The organism is Kribbella sp. (assembly GCF_035655035.1).
Taxonomy (GTDB): Bacteria; Actinomycetota; Actinomycetes; order Propionibacteriales; family Kribbellaceae; genus Kribbella.
Map to the genome: position 1 here is coordinate 1 of NZ_DASRVN010000158.1, position 17,073 is coordinate 17,073.

The 17,073-nt window shown below is 70.6% G+C and carries 18 protein-coding genes; 15 read left to right on the forward strand and 3 right to left on the reverse strand.

Annotated elements, in window-relative coordinates; translation table 11 throughout:
- The 8 genes from VFF46_RS09155 to VFF46_RS09190 all read left to right on the forward strand — a co-directional run.
- Positions 1 to 1,262: VWA domain-containing protein (locus VFF46_RS09155; protein WP_325036613.1), on the forward strand; the 1,262-nt coding region annotated here is incomplete at its 5' end.
- Between the two features lies 1 nt (position 1,263).
- A complete protein-coding gene (gene cobO, locus VFF46_RS09160) occupies positions 1,264 to 1,878 on the forward strand; it encodes a cob(I)yrinic acid a,c-diamide adenosyltransferase (protein WP_325036614.1) in 615 nt (204 codons plus the stop codon).
- Positions 1,872 to 3,215: a cobyrinate a,c-diamide synthase gene (locus VFF46_RS09165; RefSeq protein WP_325036615.1), complete on the forward strand. Its 1,344-nt coding sequence runs from the start codon at positions 1,872 to 1,874 to the stop codon at positions 3,213 to 3,215. The genes cobO and VFF46_RS09165 overlap by 7 nt, the downstream gene beginning before the upstream one ends.
- On the forward strand, positions 3,212 to 4,570 hold the full coding sequence (gene bluB, locus VFF46_RS09170; RefSeq protein WP_325036616.1) for a 5,6-dimethylbenzimidazole synthase: 1,359 nt from the start codon (positions 3,212 to 3,214) through the stop codon (positions 4,568 to 4,570). The genes VFF46_RS09165 and bluB overlap by 4 nt, the downstream gene beginning before the upstream one ends.
- 111 nt (positions 4,571 to 4,681) lie before the next feature.
- Entirely contained in the window at positions 4,682 to 5,809 is a 1,128-nt protein-coding gene (locus VFF46_RS09175) for a hypothetical protein (RefSeq protein ID WP_325036617.1), read from the forward strand.
- A 14-nt stretch (positions 5,810 to 5,823) separates the two neighbouring features.
- Positions 5,824 to 6,759, forward strand: coding sequence for an ABC transporter ATP-binding protein (locus tag VFF46_RS09180; RefSeq protein ID WP_325036618.1), 936 nt, complete (start codon positions 5,824 to 5,826; stop codon positions 6,757 to 6,759).
- Positions 6,746 to 7,633, forward strand: a complete 888-nt coding sequence (locus VFF46_RS09185; RefSeq protein ID WP_325036619.1) for an ABC transporter permease — start codon at positions 6,746 to 6,748, stop codon at positions 7,631 to 7,633. Before VFF46_RS09180 ends, VFF46_RS09185 begins: the two co-directional genes overlap by 14 nt.
- Before the next feature lie 5 nt (positions 7,634 to 7,638).
- Complete coding sequence (locus VFF46_RS09190) at positions 7,639 to 8,490, forward strand: putative RNA methyltransferase (RefSeq protein WP_325036620.1); 852 nt, start codon at positions 7,639 to 7,641, stop codon at positions 8,488 to 8,490.
- Between the two features lie 77 nt (positions 8,491 to 8,567).
- On the opposite strand, the gene VFF46_RS09195 is transcribed toward VFF46_RS09190, so the two are convergent.
- On the reverse strand, positions 8,568 to 9,236 hold the full coding sequence (locus tag VFF46_RS09195) for an FMN-dependent NADH-azoreductase (protein ID WP_325036621.1): 669 nt from the start codon (positions 9,234 to 9,236) through the stop codon (positions 8,568 to 8,570).
- Positions 9,237 to 9,359: 123 nt separating this feature from the next.
- Here VFF46_RS09195 and VFF46_RS09200 point away from each other — a divergent pair, with 123 nt between their 5' ends.
- A complete protein-coding gene (locus VFF46_RS09200) occupies positions 9,360 to 9,908 on the forward strand; it encodes a MarR family winged helix-turn-helix transcriptional regulator (protein ID WP_325036622.1) in 549 nt (182 codons plus the stop codon).
- On the opposite strand, the gene VFF46_RS09205 is transcribed toward VFF46_RS09200, so the two are convergent.
- A complete protein-coding gene (locus VFF46_RS09205) occupies positions 9,905 to 10,555 on the reverse strand; it encodes a response regulator transcription factor (protein WP_325036623.1) in 651 nt (216 codons plus the stop codon). The two genes, VFF46_RS09200 and VFF46_RS09205, sit on opposite strands and share 4 nt — an antisense overlap.
- Before the next feature lies 1 nt (position 10,556).
- Complete coding sequence (locus VFF46_RS09210) at positions 10,557 to 11,849, reverse strand: sensor histidine kinase (protein ID WP_325036624.1); 1,293 nt, start codon at positions 11,847 to 11,849, stop codon at positions 10,557 to 10,559.
- Positions 11,850 to 12,221: 372 nt separating this feature from the next.
- Here VFF46_RS09210 and VFF46_RS09215 point away from each other — a divergent pair, with 372 nt between their 5' ends.
- The 6 genes from VFF46_RS09215 to VFF46_RS09240 form a co-directional block, all read left to right on the forward strand.
- Complete coding sequence (locus VFF46_RS09215) at positions 12,222 to 13,247, forward strand: ABC transporter substrate-binding protein (RefSeq protein ID WP_325036625.1); 1,026 nt, start codon at positions 12,222 to 12,224, stop codon at positions 13,245 to 13,247.
- A gap of 33 nt (positions 13,248 to 13,280) precedes the next feature.
- Positions 13,281 to 14,078 (forward strand): ABC transporter ATP-binding protein, encoded by a 798-nt coding sequence (locus VFF46_RS09220; protein ID WP_325036626.1) that lies wholly within the window; start codon positions 13,281 to 13,283, stop codon positions 14,076 to 14,078.
- The gene (locus VFF46_RS09225) at positions 14,075 to 14,854 is read left to right on the forward strand and encodes an ABC transporter permease (RefSeq protein WP_325036627.1); all 780 of its coding nucleotides are present in this window, start codon (positions 14,075 to 14,077) and stop codon (positions 14,852 to 14,854) included. Before VFF46_RS09220 ends, VFF46_RS09225 begins: the two co-directional genes overlap by 4 nt.
- Positions 14,851 to 15,939 carry an Ldh family oxidoreductase gene (locus tag VFF46_RS09230; protein ID WP_325036628.1) on the forward strand — a complete coding sequence of 363 codons (1,089 nt, stop codon included), beginning with the start codon at positions 14,851 to 14,853 and terminating at the stop codon, positions 15,937 to 15,939. Before VFF46_RS09225 ends, VFF46_RS09230 begins: the two co-directional genes overlap by 4 nt.
- Positions 15,939 to 16,334, forward strand: a complete 396-nt coding sequence (locus VFF46_RS09235) for a RidA family protein (RefSeq protein WP_325036629.1) — start codon at positions 15,939 to 15,941, stop codon at positions 16,332 to 16,334. The genes VFF46_RS09230 and VFF46_RS09235 overlap by 1 nt, the downstream gene beginning before the upstream one ends.
- Positions 16,335 to 16,471: 137 nt before the next feature.
- The coding region (locus tag VFF46_RS09240) for a fumarylacetoacetate hydrolase family protein (RefSeq protein ID WP_325036630.1) at positions 16,472 to 17,073 on the forward strand (602 nt) is incomplete at its 3' end.

The following is a 17,073-nucleotide window of genomic DNA, read 5'->3' on the forward strand; positions in this document are numbered from 1 at the left end:
ACGCGGCACTGCGGCAGATCGCGGAGATCTGCGCCTCGTTCGACGTGGACGGGATGCGCGCCGACCTGGTGACCGCTCGTACGGCGGTGGCGCATGCCGCCTGGTCGGGTCGTACGGTCGTCGAGGTCGAGGACGTCCGCGCCGCCGCCAAGCTCGCGCTGCCGCACCGGCGGCGTCGGAACCCGTTCGACGAACCCGGTCTGGACCAGCAGCAGCTGGAAGAAGCCATCAACAACAGCACCCCACCCGACGAGGACCCGGACCCCGACGGTTCGGGCGGCCCCGGTGGAGCCGGAGGACCGGGCGGACCCGGCGGAGGAGCAGAGCCCGCCGACGGCGACTCGGACCCCACGAACGGCGCCGCCGAGCCGAGCGTGCACGAGAGCGCGCACCGCGAAGCGGCCGAGCCGGGCGTCAACGCGGGCGGGCAGCGCGAGGACGTGGTTGCGAGTACGGCGCCGTACAAGGCCCGGTTGTTGAGTGTTTCTGCTGCTGGGGCCGGGGTGGCCGGGCGGCGGTCGCGGGCGTTGACCGAGGTGGGGCGGGTCGTGGGGGAGCGGGCCCGGGTCGGGCGGGAGTCCGGGCGGCCGCATGTGCTGGGGACGGTGCGGAGTGCGGCGCCGTACCAGAAGGTGCGCGGGCGGAGCGGGCCTGGCCTGGTGGTGCGGCCGAGCGACGTACGGCTGGCAGTGCGTGAAGGGCGCGAAGGGAACCTCGTGCTGTTCTGCGTCGACGCGTCCGGCTCGATGGGGACGAAGAAGCGCATGAGCGAGGTGAAGACCGCGATCGTCTCGCTGCTGCTGGACGCGTACCAGCGCCGCGACACCGTCGGCCTCGTCACGTTCGCCGGCCCCGCCGCGACGGTCGCGCTCCCGCCGACGGGCAGCGTCGAGACCGCCGTACGTCGCCTCGAATCCCTCCCCACCGGCGGCCGGACCCCACTCGCCGAAGGCCTCCTGCAAGCCGCCGAGGTACTGCGGATCGCCGCCGTCCGCGACCCGCGCCGGCGACCGCTCCTGGTCCTCGTCACCGACGGCCGCGCGACGTACGGCGACAACGCGTTCGCCCGCGCCCGGCACGCCGCCGGCCACCTCGCCCAGCGCGGGATCGCCACCGTCGTGGTCGACTGCGAACCGCACCGCGGCGTCCGGCTCGGCCTCGCCGCGGAGCTCGCGGCCGAGCTCGGAGCGGAGTACCTCGACCTCGGAGACGTTGCCGCCGGCAACCTGATCCGTACGGTCACCGATCGGAAGGTGGCCTGAGATGCCGCAGGGACAGCCGGTCGCGGTACCGGACGACGGCCTGACCACCCGGCAGCGCCGCAACCGCCCGCTGCTGATGGTGCACACCGGCGAGATGAAGGGGAAGTCGACCGCCGCGTTCGGGATGGCGCTGCGGGCCTGGAACCAGGGCTGGAACATCGGGGTCTTCCAGTTCGTGAAGAGCGCCAAGTGGAAGGTCGGCGAGGAGACCGCCTTCAAGGCGCTCGGTTCGGTGCACGAGCAGACCGGGCAGGGCGGCCCGGTCGAGTGGCACAAGATGGGCGAGGGCTGGAGCTGGTCCCGCAAGGCCGGCACCGAGGAGGACCACGCCGCGGACGCCCTGGAGGGCTGGCGGGAGATCCAGCGCCGGCTGGCCGCGGAGACGCACGACCTGTACGTGCTGGACGAGTTCACGTACCCGATGAAGTGGGGCTGGGTCGACGTCGACGAGGTCGTCGAGACGCTGACCGGACGCCCGGGGCATCAGTACGTCGTGATCACCGGCCGGGACGCGCATCCGAAACTGCTGGCGGCCGCGGACCTCGCCGCCGAGATGACCAAGCTCAAGCACCCGATGGACGCCGGCCAGAAGGGCCAGAAGGGCATCGAGTGGTGATCCCGCGGGTGGTGATCGCCGCGCCCGCGTCCGGTACCGGGAAGACGACGGTCGCGGTCGGGCTGATGGCGGCGCTCCGGCGGGCCGGGCATACGGTCGCCGGTTTCAAGGTCGGGCCGGACTACATCGATCCCGGATTCCATGCGATCGCGACCGGTCGACCGGGCCGGAATCTCGACCCGATGCTGTCCGGGGAGGAACGCATCGCGCCGCTCTTCGCGCACGGCGCGGCCGGGGCGGACCTGGCTGTCGTCGAGGGCGTGATGGGCCTGTACGACGGTGCGCTCGGGACGGAAGGTTTCTCGTCCACCGCGCACGTCGCGAAGCTCCTCAAGGCGCCGGTCATCCTGGTCGTGGACGCGTCCGCGGCCGGGCGTTCCGTCGGCGCCGTCGTCCAGGGTTTCGTTGCCTACGACACCGAAGTACGGATCGTCGGCGTGATCCTGAACAAGGTCGGCTCCGACCGCCACGAGGCCGAAGTACGCGCCGGCGTCGCCCCCACCGGCGTACCGGTCCTCGGCGTCCTCCGCCGCGACCCCCGGCTGACGGTGCCGAGCCGCCACCTGGGCCTGGTCCCCGCCGAGGAACAACGCACACAAGCGGAGGACGCGGTGACCGCCGCAGCGGAACTCGTCCACCAAGGCGTAGACCTCGAGGCGGTAGCAGCCGCAGCGCGCACCGCCCCACCCGAACCAGTCACCCCCTGGACCCCAACCGAACCCACAGCAGTTCTGGGACCGCGGCCGGTGGTTGCTGTTGCAGGAGGTCCCGTCTTCTCCTTCCGGTACGCGGAGACGACCGAGCTGCTGGCTGCCGCCGGTGCAGAGGTGGTGACCTTCGACCCGCTGACGGACAAGTTGCCCGATGCAACAGGAGGGCTGTACCTCGGAGGGGGCTTCCCGGAACTGCACGCCGAAGCCCTGTCCGCGAACGACGAACTCCGGCGCCAGGTAGCGACAGCCGTCACGAACGGCCTCCCGGTGATCGCGGAATGCGCCGGCCTCCTGTACCTCTGCCGCGAGCTCGACGGCCACCCGATGACCGGCGTACTCCCCGCGACCGCGACCATGACCCCCCGCCTCACCCTCGGCTACCGTACGGCGGTCGCCGCCACCACGACCGCGTTCTTCGACGAGGGCCGCCGGGTCCGCGGGCACGAGTTCCACCGCACCGCGATCGAGCTCGACCACGACGTACGCCCCGCCTGGCACCTCCCCGCCGGAGTCGAAGGCGTCACGCTGCCGCACGTGCACGCGTCGTACCTGCACCTGCACTGGACCGCCACTCCGGACGTCCCGGCCCGTTTCGTCGCCGCCGCCCGCGAGTACGCGCGATGAGCCTCGTCGTCGGAGTAGGCCTCCGATCCGGTACGCCGTACGCCGAGCTCGAGGCCGCCGTCGCCGCCGCGGTACGGGACCTGCCCGGCGAGATCCGCCTGCTCGTCACCCTCACCGGCCGCGAATCCGAGCCCGCCCTGCAACAACTGGCCGCCCACCTCGGCGCCGATCTGCGGACCTTCTCCAAAGACGAACTGGCCCGTCCCACCCCGACCCCGAGCGACCAGGTCGCCGCCCTGAAGGGCATCCCCAGCGTCGCCGAGGCAGCAGTACTGGCAGCCGGCGCTGAACTCCTCGTCCCGAAGACCAAAACCCCCAACACAACGGTCGCGGTCGGCCGCCACGCCGCGCCCGGTTATCCGGACCAGGATCGGGACGCCGTCCACCGGGTGATCGCGGAGCGGCGGGACGTACGGCGCGGGTTCCTGCAGACGCCGATCGACGAGGACCGGCTGACCAGGGTGCTGGAGGCAGCGCATCGGGCGCCGAGTGTGGGCCTCAGCCAGCCGTGGGACTTCCTGCTGATCCGCGACGTCGCGACCCGGAGGAAGGTGTACGACCTCGCAATCGGCCAGCGGAACGCGTTCGCGCGATCGCTGCCGGAGCAGCGGCGGCAGTTGTTCGACGGGCTGAAGATCGAGGCGATCCTCGACGCCCCGTTGAACATCGCGGTGACTTGCGACCCGGGTCGCGGCGGGCGGCACGTGCTGGGCCGGCACGCGGATCCGCGTACCACCTGGTTCTCGGCCGCGATCGCGATCCAGAACCTCTGGCTCGCCGCCCGCGCAGAGGGCCTCGGTGTCGGCTGGGTGTCGTTCTTCGGGCCGCAGGAGGTCGCCGCCGTACTCGGGCTGCCCGCCCACATCGAGCTGGTCGGCTACCTCTGCGTCGGCCGGGTCGACGAGTTCGCCGCCGCCCCGGAACTCGTCCGGTCCGGCTGGGCGAAACGCCGGCCGCTGTCCTGGGCCGTCCACCACGAGGAATGGGGCAGCCGGGACACCTCGATCGTCGACGATGCGCAGCAAGCGGCACAGAACGCCGTACCTGCTACCGGCCAGCGCATCCACGTGATCGTCGGCGGTGACGCGACCCACCTCGAGCAGGCCGAGTCCCTCGTCGTCGATCTGCGTGACACGAGGCCGGAGCACGACTTCGGCGTACTCTGGCGGCCGGCCCGCACCCCGGAGGAAGCCGAGGAGTACGGCGTGGAGATCGCCCGCGACCTGGCCCTGCAGGGTGCCGGCCACCTCGACGTACGACTGGCCGCCGACTCACCCGTCGCGCGGGCGTTGGCGGCGGGCCTGCGAACCGGTGCGTCGGCCTGCGGCCTGACCCACGATTTGACGTCCGGCTGAGAGGTTTCTGAGGCCCGCGTACTACCTGGGTCGTACACGGGCCTCACTCTTTCGGGTGAACCTGCCCCGAGGGGCCTTGGTTCCGTCGGCGGGCGGTGCGAGGCTGTATTCATGGGCGTAGCGCAGCGCAACAGACGATGGTTGGTTCCGGTCGCGGCGGTTGCCGTGGTGGCAGGAGTGGGGGCAATCGGCCCGGTGGTCGCGGACGCGTCACCGAAGCTGCCGAGCATCACCGCGCAGGATCTGCTCACGAAGGTGCAGACCGCGAAGGTGAACGGCTTGAGCGGCACGGTCAGTTCGACCGCGGATCTGGGCCTCCCGGCGATCCCGGGGATGTCCGGCCACGACGGCAGCAACAGCCAGATCACCGACCTGCTCAGCGGGCAGCACACCGCGCGGGTCGCGTTCGCGAGCCCGGACAAGGCGCGGGTGTCGGTGATGGACAACCAGTCCGAGCAGGTCTGGACCAGCGACGGCAAGTCCGCGTGGGCGTACGACTCGGCCAAGCGTGAGGCGACCAAGCTGACGCTGCCCGCGCACCAGAACGCCAAGCCGGAGAAGGCGGCGCCGCGGTCCTACAACCCGCAGGACGTGGCCAAGCAGTTCCTGTCCGCGATCGACCCGACCACCAAGGTCCAGGTCAGCGGGACGGAGAAGGTCGCCGGCCGGGACGCGTACAAGCTCCGCCTGGTGCCGAAGACCGACAAGACGACGGTCGGTTCGGTGACGCTGGCGATCGACTCGAAGACCTGGGTGCCGCTGGACGTGACCGTGATGCCGCGCAGCGGTAGCAGCGCGGCGGTCGAGCTGGGCTTCACCTCGGTGTCGTTCGACACGCCGTCGGCGAACACGTTCACCTTCACCCCGCCGAAGGGCGTCAAGGTCACCGACCAGAAGGCGCCGGCCAAGGTCGCCCCGAAGCAGATCGCGCCGAAGCAGACCACGCCGAAGCTCCTTCCGCGCAAGTCCGGTGCGCAGGCCGGCAAGCCGACCGTGATCGGCAACGGCTGGGACAGCGTCGTGATGTTCAAGGGCGGCACGCAGACCGCCGGCCTGACCGGCAACGGTCAGCTCGCGCAGCTGCTCGCCAAGGCACCGACGGTGCAGGGCTCGTGGGGCAAGGGCAAGCTGGTGACCAGCAAGATGGTGAGCGTGCTGCTCACCGACGACGGCCGGATCTTCGCCGGTCTGGTCACCCCTGACACCCTGCAGGCCGCCGCAGCCAAGGCACCCCGCTGAGTAACGAGCTGAGGATGGCGAACGCGCCGGTCGTCACCCATGGGTTGACCAAGCGGTTCCGCGGCGGGCAGGTCGCGGTGGACGCGGTCGACCTGGAGGTGCCGGCCGGCAGTGTGTTCGGCTTCCTCGGCCCGAACGGGTCGGGGAAGACCACGACGATCCGGATGCTGCTGGGCCTGATCGCCCCCACGTCCGGGTCGGTCGAGCTGCTCGGCGAGCCGATGCCGAAGGCGCACCTGCGGGTGCTGCCGCGGGTCGGCGCGCTGGTCGAGGGCCCGGCGTTCTACCCGTTCTGGACCGGTCAGGCGAACCTGTTGCGCTTCGACGCCGCGGACCGGACGGCAGACCCGAAGACCCGCAAGGCGCGCGCCGGGGAGGCGCTGGAGCGGGTCGGTCTGTCGAACGCGGCCGGCAAGAAGGTCCGTGCGTACTCGCTCGGCATGCGGCAGCGGCTGGCGATCGCGGTCGCGCTGATGCAGCGCCGCGAGCTGCTGGTGCTGGACGAGCCGACGAACGGCCTGGACCCGCAGGGCACCCGCGAGGTCCGGCACCTGATCCGCGAGCTGGCCCGTGACGGTACGACGGTGTTCACGTCGACGCACCTGCTGGCCGAGGTCGAGCAGGTCTGTACGCACGCGGCGGTGATGAGCCGCGGCAAGCTGGTCCGGCAGTCCACGGTGGCCGATCTGCGGTCCGAGCTCCGCCCCCGGCTGATCGTCCGTACGCCGGATCTCACCCAGGCGGCGGAGACGCTGCAGGGCCTCGGGGTCACGGACCTGAAGACCACGGAGGAGACCGTCGAGGGCGACCCCGGCGAGCTCCCGATCGAGAAGTTCGCGGCCGCACTGGTCGCCGCCGACGTCCGGATCCACGGCTTCGGCCTGGAACGCCCGAGCCTGGAGGACGCGTTCGTGGCACTCACCGGGGAGGGTTTCGATGTCGCCGAGTGAAGCCACCGCTGACACCGCCGACACTGCTGACACCGTCACGAAGCCTGCTGCGGCGCCGAGCGCCGGGCGGCACACGCTGGCGTTGTTCGGGTCCGAGCTGCGGCTGGTGTTCGGCCGGGCGCGGACCCAGGTCGGGCTCGGCGTGCTGGCCGCGGTCCCGTTGCTGATCGGGATCGCGATCAAGGTCACCGGTTCCGGCGGCGGTGGCGACGGATTCCTCGGGCAGATCGCCGGTAACGGGCTGTTCCTGATCGTCGGGAGCCTCGCGCTGTCGATGCCGTTCTTCCTGCCGACCGCGGTGACCGTCGTCTCCGGCGAGTCGCTGGCCGGAGAGGCCAGTCTCGGCACCCTCCGGACCATGCTGACCGCGCCGGCCGGGCGGTCCCGGCTGCTTGCCGCCAAGATGGTGGCGCTGTCGGTGTTCTGCCTGGCCGCGACGATGGTGATCTGGATCTCCGGGCTGATCGTCGGGTTCGTGCTGTTCCCGGTCGGTGACGTGCTGCTGCTGTCCGGGTCGACCGTCTCGCTCGGCGACGGCCTGGTCCGGGCGCTCGGCATCGCGCTGGTGGTCGCGCTGTCGCTGCTCGGCCTGGCCGCGATCGGCCTGTTCGTGTCGTCGCTGACCTCGACGCCGCTGGCCGCGATGGCGGCGACGTTCGGTGCCTTTGTCATGCTCGGGATCCTGACCGCGATCCCGCAGGTGCACGCGATCCACCCGTGGCTGCTGATCTACCGGTGGCAGTCGTTCGCCGACCTGCTCCGAGATCCGCCGTACTACCACGACATCATCCAGAACCTGTTGCTCCAGGCCGGCTACGTCGTGGTCTTCTACGCGGCCGCCTGGGCACGGATCACGAGCCGCGACATAACCTAGTGCGGGTGGAAGCCGACCTCGTCGCCGTACTGCGCTGCCCGGTCTGTGCGGATCGGCTCGCGCTGGCCGACCGTACGGCGCGCTGCCCGCGCGGGCACACGTACGACCTGGCCAAGCAGGGCTACCTGAACTTGTTGCCCACGGCCTCGAACGGGATCGAGGGCGACTCGGCCGCGATGGTCGGCGCCCGTACCGTCTTCCTCGGGACCGGCCACTACGCGCCGATCCGGGACGCGCTGATCCTCGCGGCCGGGCTGGGCGACGACGACCTGGTGGTCGAGGTCGGCGCCGGTACGGCGTACTACCTGTCCGGCGTCCTCGGCCTGTCGGAGCATCGGCGCGGTATCGCGCTGGACGTGTCGAAGTACGCCGCCCGCCGCGCGGCGAAGGCCGACCCGCGGATCGCGTCGGTGGTGTGCGACGCGTGGCGGGAGCTGCCGCTGGTGGACGGCTCCGCGCAGCTGATGCTGAACGTGTTCGCGCCCCGCAACGCGGGGGAGATGGCGCGGGTGCTGGCCCCGGACGGCCGGCTCCTGGTCGTCACGCCGAACCAGCGGCATCTCACCGAACTGGTCGACGTACTCGGGATGGTCAGCGTCGACGAGGAGAAGGAACGCCGCCTGCAGGACTCGCTGGCGGGGGAGTTCGACCGGGTCGGCACCGAGGTCGTCGAGGAGACGATGGCGCTCGACCGGACGGCGGTCGAGCAGCTGGTGCTGATGACCCCGAGCGCCCGGCACCTGAACTACCGCGAGCTCCTGCAGCGGATCGCGCTGCTGCCGGAGCCGTCGATCGTGACGCTGTCCGTCACGTTGTCGACGTGGATGCGGACCTCCAGCACTGACCAACCGGCCTGACGGCGGCCGGCCCACGCTCAGCGCGCGCTCGGTACGGCCCGTCGGCGGTGGTTGGTCAGTGACGGAGGCCCGCCGGGTCAGGCCGCGCGGCCGATGAGCTCCCGGGCCACGACGGTGCCGTGGTTGCCGGCCTGCACGTGGGCGTTTGACTCCGAGACCTTGGACGCGTCGATCAGCTCCTCCATGCCCGGGGTGACCGGCGCGAGGGTGAGCTCCGCGGCAGCGGTCCGGACGGTCATGCCGAACACGTCGCCGAAGATCCGCTCGAGGTACGGCGTGGCGTGGTCCCAGCCGTGCTTCGGGGAGCCCGGGCCGTAGCCGCCGCCGCGGGCGATGGCGAAGATCGCCGGCCTCCCGGCGAGCGGGCGCGAACCGAAGGCGAGGTCCTTGTCGATCACCAGCACGTCGATCCAGGTCTTCACGTTCTGCGCGATGCCGTAGTTGTACATCGGTACGGCGAGCAGGACCGCGTCGGCGCCGACGATCTCGGCCTTCAGTTCGTCGGCGAGCGCCTGGGCCTCGGCGAGCGGCATCCGGTCCGAGCCGTCGACCGGCTCCTGGCCCACCTGGGCCGCGGCCAGCGTCGGCCACAGGGTCGCGGGCAGCGGGTGCTGCCCGAGGTCACGCCGTACCACGACACCGTCCGGGTGCTCCGCCTTCCAGGCGGCCTCCGCGCTGTCCGCGAGCGCACGGGACACCGAACCGTCCAGCCGGATGCTGGCGTCGACGCGTAGCAGGGTGCTCATAGCTGTCTGTCTCCATCGAGTTGAGGGGAGCTCGGGTTGAGCTGCTTCGAAGATAATCTGTGAAGCAGAACATATTCAAGTCAGATCGTATTCCGGGTGGCGTACGCCACGTAGGATGGGGGCATGTCCAGTACTCCGGCCGACGTCGCCGCCCGTGGCCCGCGCGGGATCGAGCCCTCGCCCGCCGCCGGCGCGCCGGTGGAGGCCGATCTCGGCTGGGCGCTGGGCGTCGTCTTCCGGCAGTACGCGAAGGCGTCCGCGGCGGCCCTGGAGGGCCTGCCCGGCGGCCCGCGCGGGTATCAGGTGCTCGCGACGACCAGCTCCGAGGGCCCGAAGCGGCAGCTCGACCTGGCCGCGCAGCTCGGCGTCGACCGGACCGTGATGACCTACCTGCTGGACGACCTGGAGAAGGCGGGGCTCGTGCAGCGCCGCCTGGACCCGGCCGACCGCCGGGCGCGGCTGATCGCGCCGACCGAGAAGGGCTACCAGGTGATGTGCGACCTGGAGCGGCGGCTGCGCGCCACCGAGGACCAGATGCTCGGCATCCTCGACGACTCCGAGCGCGCCAGCTTCCGGATGCTGCTGCAGCGGCTGGCGATGAAGGCGAACGCGATCGACCCGCTGCACAACGCCTGCACCCTGGCCGAGGCGGACGACCCGGCGCAGACCTAACGCAGCGGGACGAAACCCGATTCGTACGCGCGGATCACGGCCTGCGTGCGGTCCCGGGCGTTCAGCTTGGAGAGCACGTTCGCGACGTGTGTCTTGACGGTCTGCAGGCCGAGGATCAGCTCGGCGGCGATCTCGGCGTTCGACAGCCCGCGCGCCATCAGCCGCAGCACCTCCTGCTCGCGCTCGGTCAGCTGGTACTCGTCGAGCCCGCTCGGCGCCGGCGTACCCGCGTGCGCTAGCGCCAGGGCGCGGATCGCCTCCGGGAACAGCAGCGACTCGCTGTGCGCGACGGTCCGGATCGCCGCGACGATGTCGTCCGGCGGCGTCCGCTTGAGCAGGAACCCGGACGCGCCCGCGCGGAGCGCGTCGTACACGTAGTCGTCGTTCTCGAATGTGGTGACGACCAGCACCCGCGGCGCCGGGTCCAGGCTCTCCAGCAGCAGCCGGGTCGCCTGGATGCCGTCCACGGCGGGCATCCGGACGTCCATCAGTACGACGTCCGCGCCGGTACGGCGGACCAGCGGGAGCACCTCGGCGCCGTCGCCGGCCTCGCCGACGACCGTGAGGTCCTCCTCGGCGTTGATGATCGCGCGCAGCCCACTACGGATCAGCGGCTCGTCGTCGACCACGACCACGGACAGGTTCATGTCATCCCTTCGTCACGCTCACCGGCAGCCGGACGGCGAGTCTCCAGCCAGGGCCGTCGGGACGGCTGACCGGTCCGGCGTCGACGGTGCCACGCAGTACGGCGACTCTCTCACGGATCCCGGCCAGGCCGCGGCCGCCGCCCGAGTGGTCGGACCGGCCGCTGACCGGGTTCGCCACGATCAGCTCGAGGCCGGTGGCGTCCAGGCAGATGGACAGCTGTACGGCGAGTTCGCCGGCCGGGCGGCCCGCGTGCCGGATCGCGTTGGTCAGGCCCTCCTGGACGATCCGGTACGCCTCGCGGGAAACCGCCGCGGGCAGCTGCTCCAGGGCGCCGCGGTGCTCGACCTCGACCGTGATGCCGCCCGCCCGGGTCGCCTCGACCAGGCGGTCCAGGCCGCCGAGGGTGGCCTGCGGCGTCGTACGGGAACCGGGGCGGCGGTCGTCGCGGAGCAGCCCGAGGACGTGGTCGAGGTCCGCCAGCGCGGCCCGCGCGGAGGTCTCCATCGCAGCGAGCGCGGTTTCGGCGAACTCCGGGTCGGTGGCCAGCACCCGGCGCGCCGCGGCCGCCTGGATGGTGACCAGGCTGAGCGCGTGCCCGACGCTGTCGTGCAGCTCGCGGGCCAGACGGTTGCGCTCGGCAAGCGTCGCGGTCCGCTTCTCGAGCAGCTCGATCCGCTCCGCGGCGGTCGGGCCGAGGACGCGCGGCGCCAGGTACGCCAGCAGCGCGCCGGTCGCGGCCGAGAGCAGGAACAGCCCTGCGAGTCCGCCGATCGCGGCCACCGGCATCCACAGGTCGGTCCAGTCGCCGTGGATGTCGTACGACCAGCCCGGGACGATGTCGTGCGGCCCGGCCGAACGGAACGGCGCCGCCAGCCACATCGCGCCGAGTCCGAACACGACCGTACTGAGGAAGCCGACCGCGCCGCCGGCCAGCAGATGCAGGCAGAACCACGCCGTCGTCCGTCGGCGTTGCGGCCAGGTCCGCGCCGGGCCGAGCGGCCGTTCCTCGAAGCGCACCGCGAGCAGCGACTCGACCGCGATGCCCTCGACCTCACGGACCGCGGGCAGCATCCCGAGGACGACCGGCGGCACCAGCCCGAGCACCACGTAGAGGATGCCGGTGGCAACCTTCGGCAGCTCGAGGCCGGAGACCACCGAGCCGAGCGCGCTGTCCACCAGGATGAACGCCAGTACCAGCGCGGCACCGAGCAGCAGGTACACCCAGCGCAGGTACGTCGACGGACGCCACAGGCAACCGATCGCCTGCCACACCCGCCGCGCCGTCGTTCTCACCGTCACATCGTGTCAAAGCCCGGGAACTGCCACCTCCCTCCCCGGAGTGATCGCGGGAAAACCGGGGCGAACAGGACTGTCAGGTGGGCTGGATCACCCGGAAAGTTGAGTGTTTACGCAAATTTGACGCAATGCCACCGGGTTGGGTCCTCAGGGGCGTCGCGATCTGCTGGCCAGGCAGGTACGGTCTGTGGTCGGGGCCGGGTGCCCGTCCGGTTACGGACAGGTATGGGGGAGCTCCAGGAACGGGTGGCCGGCAGGATGCGAGGACCCGGTGCGGCGGACGTTAAGTCCCCGTGAAGTCCCCGCGGACCGATTGACCACCCTTCTGCATTTGATGTTTGATCAAATATCGGGACGAGAGAGGTCGATATGAGGTTGAGGCGTTCCGTCATCGCCCTGATGGCGGTCCTGGGGCTCGCCGTGGTGAGTGCGTGCGGCGGCGGTGGCGACAAGGCGTCGGGCGGCGGTGACGGTGGCCTGCAGAAGGTCAGCTACCTGACGTCGTTCAACACCTTCGGTCGCGAGGCGTACGCGTATGTCGCGCTCGAGAAGGGCTACTTCAAGGACGCCGGTTTCGACGTCAAGATCACCCCCGGCAGCGGGACCGTGGACGTGATGAAACTGGTGGCCGGCGGTCAGGCCGACTACGGCATCGGCGACTTCACCGGGTTCGCGATCACCCTCGCCAAGCAGAAGCTGCCGGTCACCTCGGTGGGCATGATCCACCAGCGGTCGATGGCCGCGATCATGTCGCTGGACGGCCTCGGGATCAAGTCGCCGGCCGACCTGCCGGGCAAGACGATCGGCGACCAGCCGGGCTCCACCAACACGGTGATGTTCCCGGTCTACGCCAAGGCGATCGGCATCGACCCGAAGTCGGTCACGTTCCTGCCGTCGCCGCCGCCGGGCCTGCCCGCGCTGCTGGCGTCCGGCAAGGTGCAGGGCATCGGGCAGTTCGTGGTCGGCGAGCCGCTGATCGCGAAGGCCGACAGCAAGCACCGCAAGGTGGTCACGCTGCCGTACGGCGACAAGGTGCCGGACCTGTACGGCAACACGATCATCACCCGGTCGGACCTGGCCAAGGACCACCCGGACCAGGTGAAGAAGTTCACCGGCGCCCTGCTGAAGGGCCTGCAGGACACCGTGAACGACCCGGCCGGGGCCGCCGCGATCATGAAGAAGTACGTGCCGAACCTCGATCTGGACGTTGCCACCAAGGAACTCGAGATCATGAAGAAGTACGTGAAGCCGGACGGCTTCAACGGCCCGCTCGGCGATGTCACGCAGGAGCGGGTGCAGAAGATCATCTCGCTGCTCGAGGAGTCGAACGCGATCGGCAAGGGCGCGATCACGCCCGCCGACATCGTGACGCTGAACCTGGCCCCGAAGAGCTGACGGCACGGCTGAAGTGAGGAGTACTGGAACCGGATGATTCGCCTGGACGGTGTAGGGCAGGTCTTCGACGGACGTGAGGGCCGGGTGACCGCCCTGGAGGAGATCGACCTGCACGTTCGCGGCGGCGAGTTCGTCACGCTGATCGGCCGGTCCGGCTGTGGCAAGTCCACGCTGCTCCGGCTGATCGCGGGACTGCTGCCGCCGACGTCCGGTGCGGTCCAGGTGGCGGGGGAACCCGTCACCGGACCCCGCCGGGACGTCTCGTTCATGTTCCAGCGGCCGGCCCTGCTGCCGTGGCGGTCCGTGCTGTCGAACGTGATGCTCCCGGTCGAGATCGACAAGGGCACCCGGGACAAGGCGGCGTACCGCGGCAAGGCCCACGAGCTGCTCGAGCTGGTCGGGCTGAAGGGGTTCGAGCGGCGGCTGCCGCACGAGCTGTCCGGCGGCATGCAGCAGCGGGTGTCGCTGTGCCGGTCGCTGATCCGGGACCCGCAGGTGATGCTGATGGACGAGCCGTTCTCCGCGCTCGACGCGCTCACCCGGACCGAGCTGTCCGAGGAGCTGCAGCGGATCAAGATGGAGCTGTCCACCACGATCGTGTTCGTCACGCACTCGATCGAGGAGGCCGTGGTGCTCGCCGACCGGGTGGTGGTGCTGACGCCGCGGCCCGGCCGGATGCGGGAGGTCGTCGAGATCGGCATCCCGCGGCCGCGCAGCCTCGGCCAGAACGCGCACCTCACCGAGGTCGCCGAGATCAGCGGCCGGCTGCACGCGCTGCTCGCCGAGAAAGGCAGCGACGCGCGTCCGGTGGACGAGGTGCCGGCCCGATGACCAAGAGATCCTGGGTGACCTCCTCGCCGGTGGCGGCGGTGCTGCTGCCGATCATCGGCCTGCTGGCCGCGATCGGGCTGTGGTGGGCCGCGACGATCGTGTTCGCGATCGAGCCGTTCCTGCTGCCGAATCCGTGGGCGGTGCTGCAGAAGTTCTTCGAGCAGCCCGGGCAGCTGCTGTCCGAGACCGGTACGTCGCTGCTGGAGACGATCGAGGGCTTCCTGCTGGCGATCGTGATCGGCGTACCGATCGCGCTGGTGATCGTCCGCTCGGTGATCCTCGAGCGGCTGGTGTACCCGCTGCTGCTGATGGTGAACGCGATCCCGAAGGTGGCGGTGGCGCCGCTGCTGGTGATCTGGATGGGCTTCGGTCAGTGGCCGAAGGTCGTGATGGTGCTGTTGCTGTGCTTCTTCCCGATCGTGATCTCGACCGCGGAAGGGATGAAGTCGACCCCGACCGAGCTGGTCGAGCTGATGCGGTCGCTGAACGCGAGCCGGGCGCAGGAGTTCTTCAAGCTCCGGCTGCGGTACGCGATGCCGCAGATCTTCACCGGCCTGAAGGTGGCGATCTCGCTCGCGGTGATCGGCTCGGTGATCTCCGAGTTCGTTGGTGCCACCAAGGGCCTCGGGTACGTCATCCAGCAGTCCGGCGCGAGCGCCGACACCACGCTGGCGTTCGCCGCGATCATGCTGCTGAGCGTGATGAGCGTGGTCCTGTTCTACGGCCTGACCCTGCTGGAGCACCTGCTGCTCCCGTGGGCCCAGGAGAAGCGATGACAGCCCAAGCTTCCGACGCGGACCGTCGCGTCCTGGTCCGGCCGGAGTGGCTGGAGGCCACCGTGGCGGCGGTGTTCGGCGCAGTCGGGTTCGAATCCGCCGACGCGGGCGAGATCGCGTCGGCGCTGGTGGAGGCGGACCTGCGCGGCGTCAGTTCGCACGGCGTGATGCTGGTCCCGATGTACGTCGAACGGCTGAACGCGGGCGGTGTCACCCGGGAGCGGGAACTCGACGTACTGTTCGACGCCGGCGCCGCGATGGTGGTGGACGCCCGCGGCGGGATGGGGCAGCTGTCCAGCCCGCAGGCGATGGGCCACGCGGTCGAGCGCGCCGGGCGGTACGGGATCGGCATCGTCTCGGTCCGGAACGCGCACCACTTCGGCGCCGCGAGCCGCTGGGCGATGCAGGCCGGCGAAGCCGGGTGTATCGGTATCGCAATGTCGAACACCACGCCGCTGATGCCCGCGCCGGGCGGTGCCGAGCGGCTGGTCGGCAACAACCCGCTGGCGATCGCCGTACCGACCACGGCCGGTGTCGAGATCGTGCTGGACATGGCGTTGTCGGCGGTTGCCCTGGGCAAGATCCGGTTGGCCGCGTCGGCCGGGCGGACGATCCCGGACAGCTGGGCGACCGACCGCGACGGTACGCCGACCACCGACCCGGACGAGGCCGTCCTGGGCATGCTGCTGCCGGCCGCTGGCCACAAGGGCTTCGGGCTGGCGCTGATGATCGACGTCCTGACCGGCGTGCTCAGCGGCGGCGGCTGGGGCGACCAGGTCCGGCCGCTGTACCGCGAGCCGGACCGGCCGAACGACTGCGCGCACCTGTTCCTGGCGATCGACCCGGAGCTGATGGGCGGCGTCGAGGACTTCAAGCGCCGGTCGTCCGGGCTGGCCGCCCGGGTCCGCGGCAGTGCGACCGCGCCCGGGGTGAACCGGCTGTACCTGCCGGGGGAGATAGAGGCCGAGCGCGCCGGGCAGCAACGGCGCAACGGCGTACTGATCGAGAGGCCGGGACTCGACGGGCTGCTGGCCGCCGCGCGTGCGGTCGGTGCCGTCGTACCGGCGGGAGGGGAGTTGAGCTGATGCCGAAGACACAGGTTTCCACCGCGGCGCTGCGGAGCCCGAACGGGGTGTTCTCGCAGGCCACGACGGTCGAGGCGACCGGGCGGCTGGTGTTCGTCTCCGGGATGACCGCACGCACGCCGGACGGCGGTATCGCCGGCGTCGGGGACATCCGGGAGCAGACCAGGCAGGTGTGCGAGAACGTGAAGGCGGCCGTCGAGGCGGCCGGCGGCACGCTCGCGGACGTCTGCCGGGTCGACGTGTATGTCCGCAACATGGAGGACTTCGCCAAGATCCACGAGATCCGGGCGCAGTACTTCGAAGAACCCTTGCCGGCGTCGACGATGGTCGAGGTCAGCAAGCTCGCCAATCCTGACTATCTGATCGAGATCTCCGCGATCGCGGTGGTCTCATGAACCGGGGGTGATGTTTGTGCGCGGCGTTGAGTGGACCTGAGATGAGACATGTGATGGTCGAGCACGCCGGGGCGGTCGTTCCCGGCGTGCTCTCTGCAGACTCCGTCCAGTTGCTTGATGCAACGGACTTGACCGAAGTGATCAGCGGGCAGTCGGCTGTTGTGGGCGAGATCCCTTTTGATAAAGGGATTCTGCGGGCTCCGTTGCGGCGGTTCCGGCGGGACATCCTCTGTACGGGGTGGAACTACTGGGACCACTTCGAGGAGAGCAAGGGCAAGCGCGAGGGCCAGGACGTGGACCGGCCGGAGCACCCGACGTTCTTCACCAAGGGCCCGGACGTGGTGATCGGGCCGTACGACGACATCGCCTGGGACCCGGCGATCTCCGCCAAGTGGGACTACGAGGCCGAGGTCGCGCTGGTGATCGGCCGGACCGGCAAGAACATCCCCGTGGCCGACGCGCTCGATCACGTCTGGGGCTACACGCTCGCGAACGACGTGTCGCAGCGGGACCTGCAGCGCGCGCACGGCGGTCAATGGCTGAAGGGCAAGAGCATCGACGACACGATGCCGCTCGGCCCGTGGATCGTCACCGCCGACGAGGTGGGCGACCCGCAGGACATCCACCTGCAGTGCCTGGTGAACGGCGAGGTCCGCCAGGACGCGTCGACCCGGCAGATGGCGTTCGACGTGGCCACGCTGATCAGTGAGCTGTCGTTCGGTATGACGCTGCGCCCGGG

Excerpts from the sequence above, each read along its gene's own strand:
- cobO (WP_325036614.1), top strand. The coding sequence starts at position 1,264 with ATGCCGCAGGGACAGCCGGTCGCGGTACCGGACGACGGCCTGACCACC.
- VFF46_RS09205 (WP_325036623.1), bottom strand. The coding sequence starts at position 10,555 with ATGAACCTGTCCGTGGTCGTGGTCGACGACGAGCCGCTGATCCGTAGT.
- VFF46_RS09235 (WP_325036629.1), top strand. The coding sequence starts at position 15,939 with ATGCCGAAGACACAGGTTTCCACCGCGGCGCTGCGGAGCCCGAACGGG.
- VFF46_RS09195 (WP_325036621.1), bottom strand. The coding sequence starts at position 9,236 with ATGAGCACCCTGCTACGCGTCGACGCCAGCATCCGGCTGGACGGTTCG.
- VFF46_RS09220 (WP_325036626.1), top strand. The coding sequence starts at position 13,281 with ATGATTCGCCTGGACGGTGTAGGGCAGGTCTTCGACGGACGTGAGGGC.
- VFF46_RS09175 (WP_325036617.1), top strand. The coding sequence starts at position 4,682 with ATGGGCGTAGCGCAGCGCAACAGACGATGGTTGGTTCCGGTCGCGGCG.
- VFF46_RS09230 (WP_325036628.1), top strand. The coding sequence starts at position 14,851 with ATGACAGCCCAAGCTTCCGACGCGGACCGTCGCGTCCTGGTCCGGCCG.
- VFF46_RS09225 (WP_325036627.1), top strand. The coding sequence starts at position 14,075 with ATGACCAAGAGATCCTGGGTGACCTCCTCGCCGGTGGCGGCGGTGCTG.
- VFF46_RS09215 (WP_325036625.1), top strand. The coding sequence starts at position 12,222 with ATGAGGTTGAGGCGTTCCGTCATCGCCCTGATGGCGGTCCTGGGGCTC.
- bluB (WP_325036616.1), top strand. The coding sequence starts at position 3,212 with ATGAGCCTCGTCGTCGGAGTAGGCCTCCGATCCGGTACGCCGTACGCC.
- VFF46_RS09200 (WP_325036622.1), top strand. The coding sequence starts at position 9,360 with ATGTCCAGTACTCCGGCCGACGTCGCCGCCCGTGGCCCGCGCGGGATC.
- VFF46_RS09180 (WP_325036618.1), top strand. The coding sequence starts at position 5,824 with ATGGCGAACGCGCCGGTCGTCACCCATGGGTTGACCAAGCGGTTCCGC.
- VFF46_RS09185 (WP_325036619.1), top strand. The coding sequence starts at position 6,746 with ATGTCGCCGAGTGAAGCCACCGCTGACACCGCCGACACTGCTGACACC.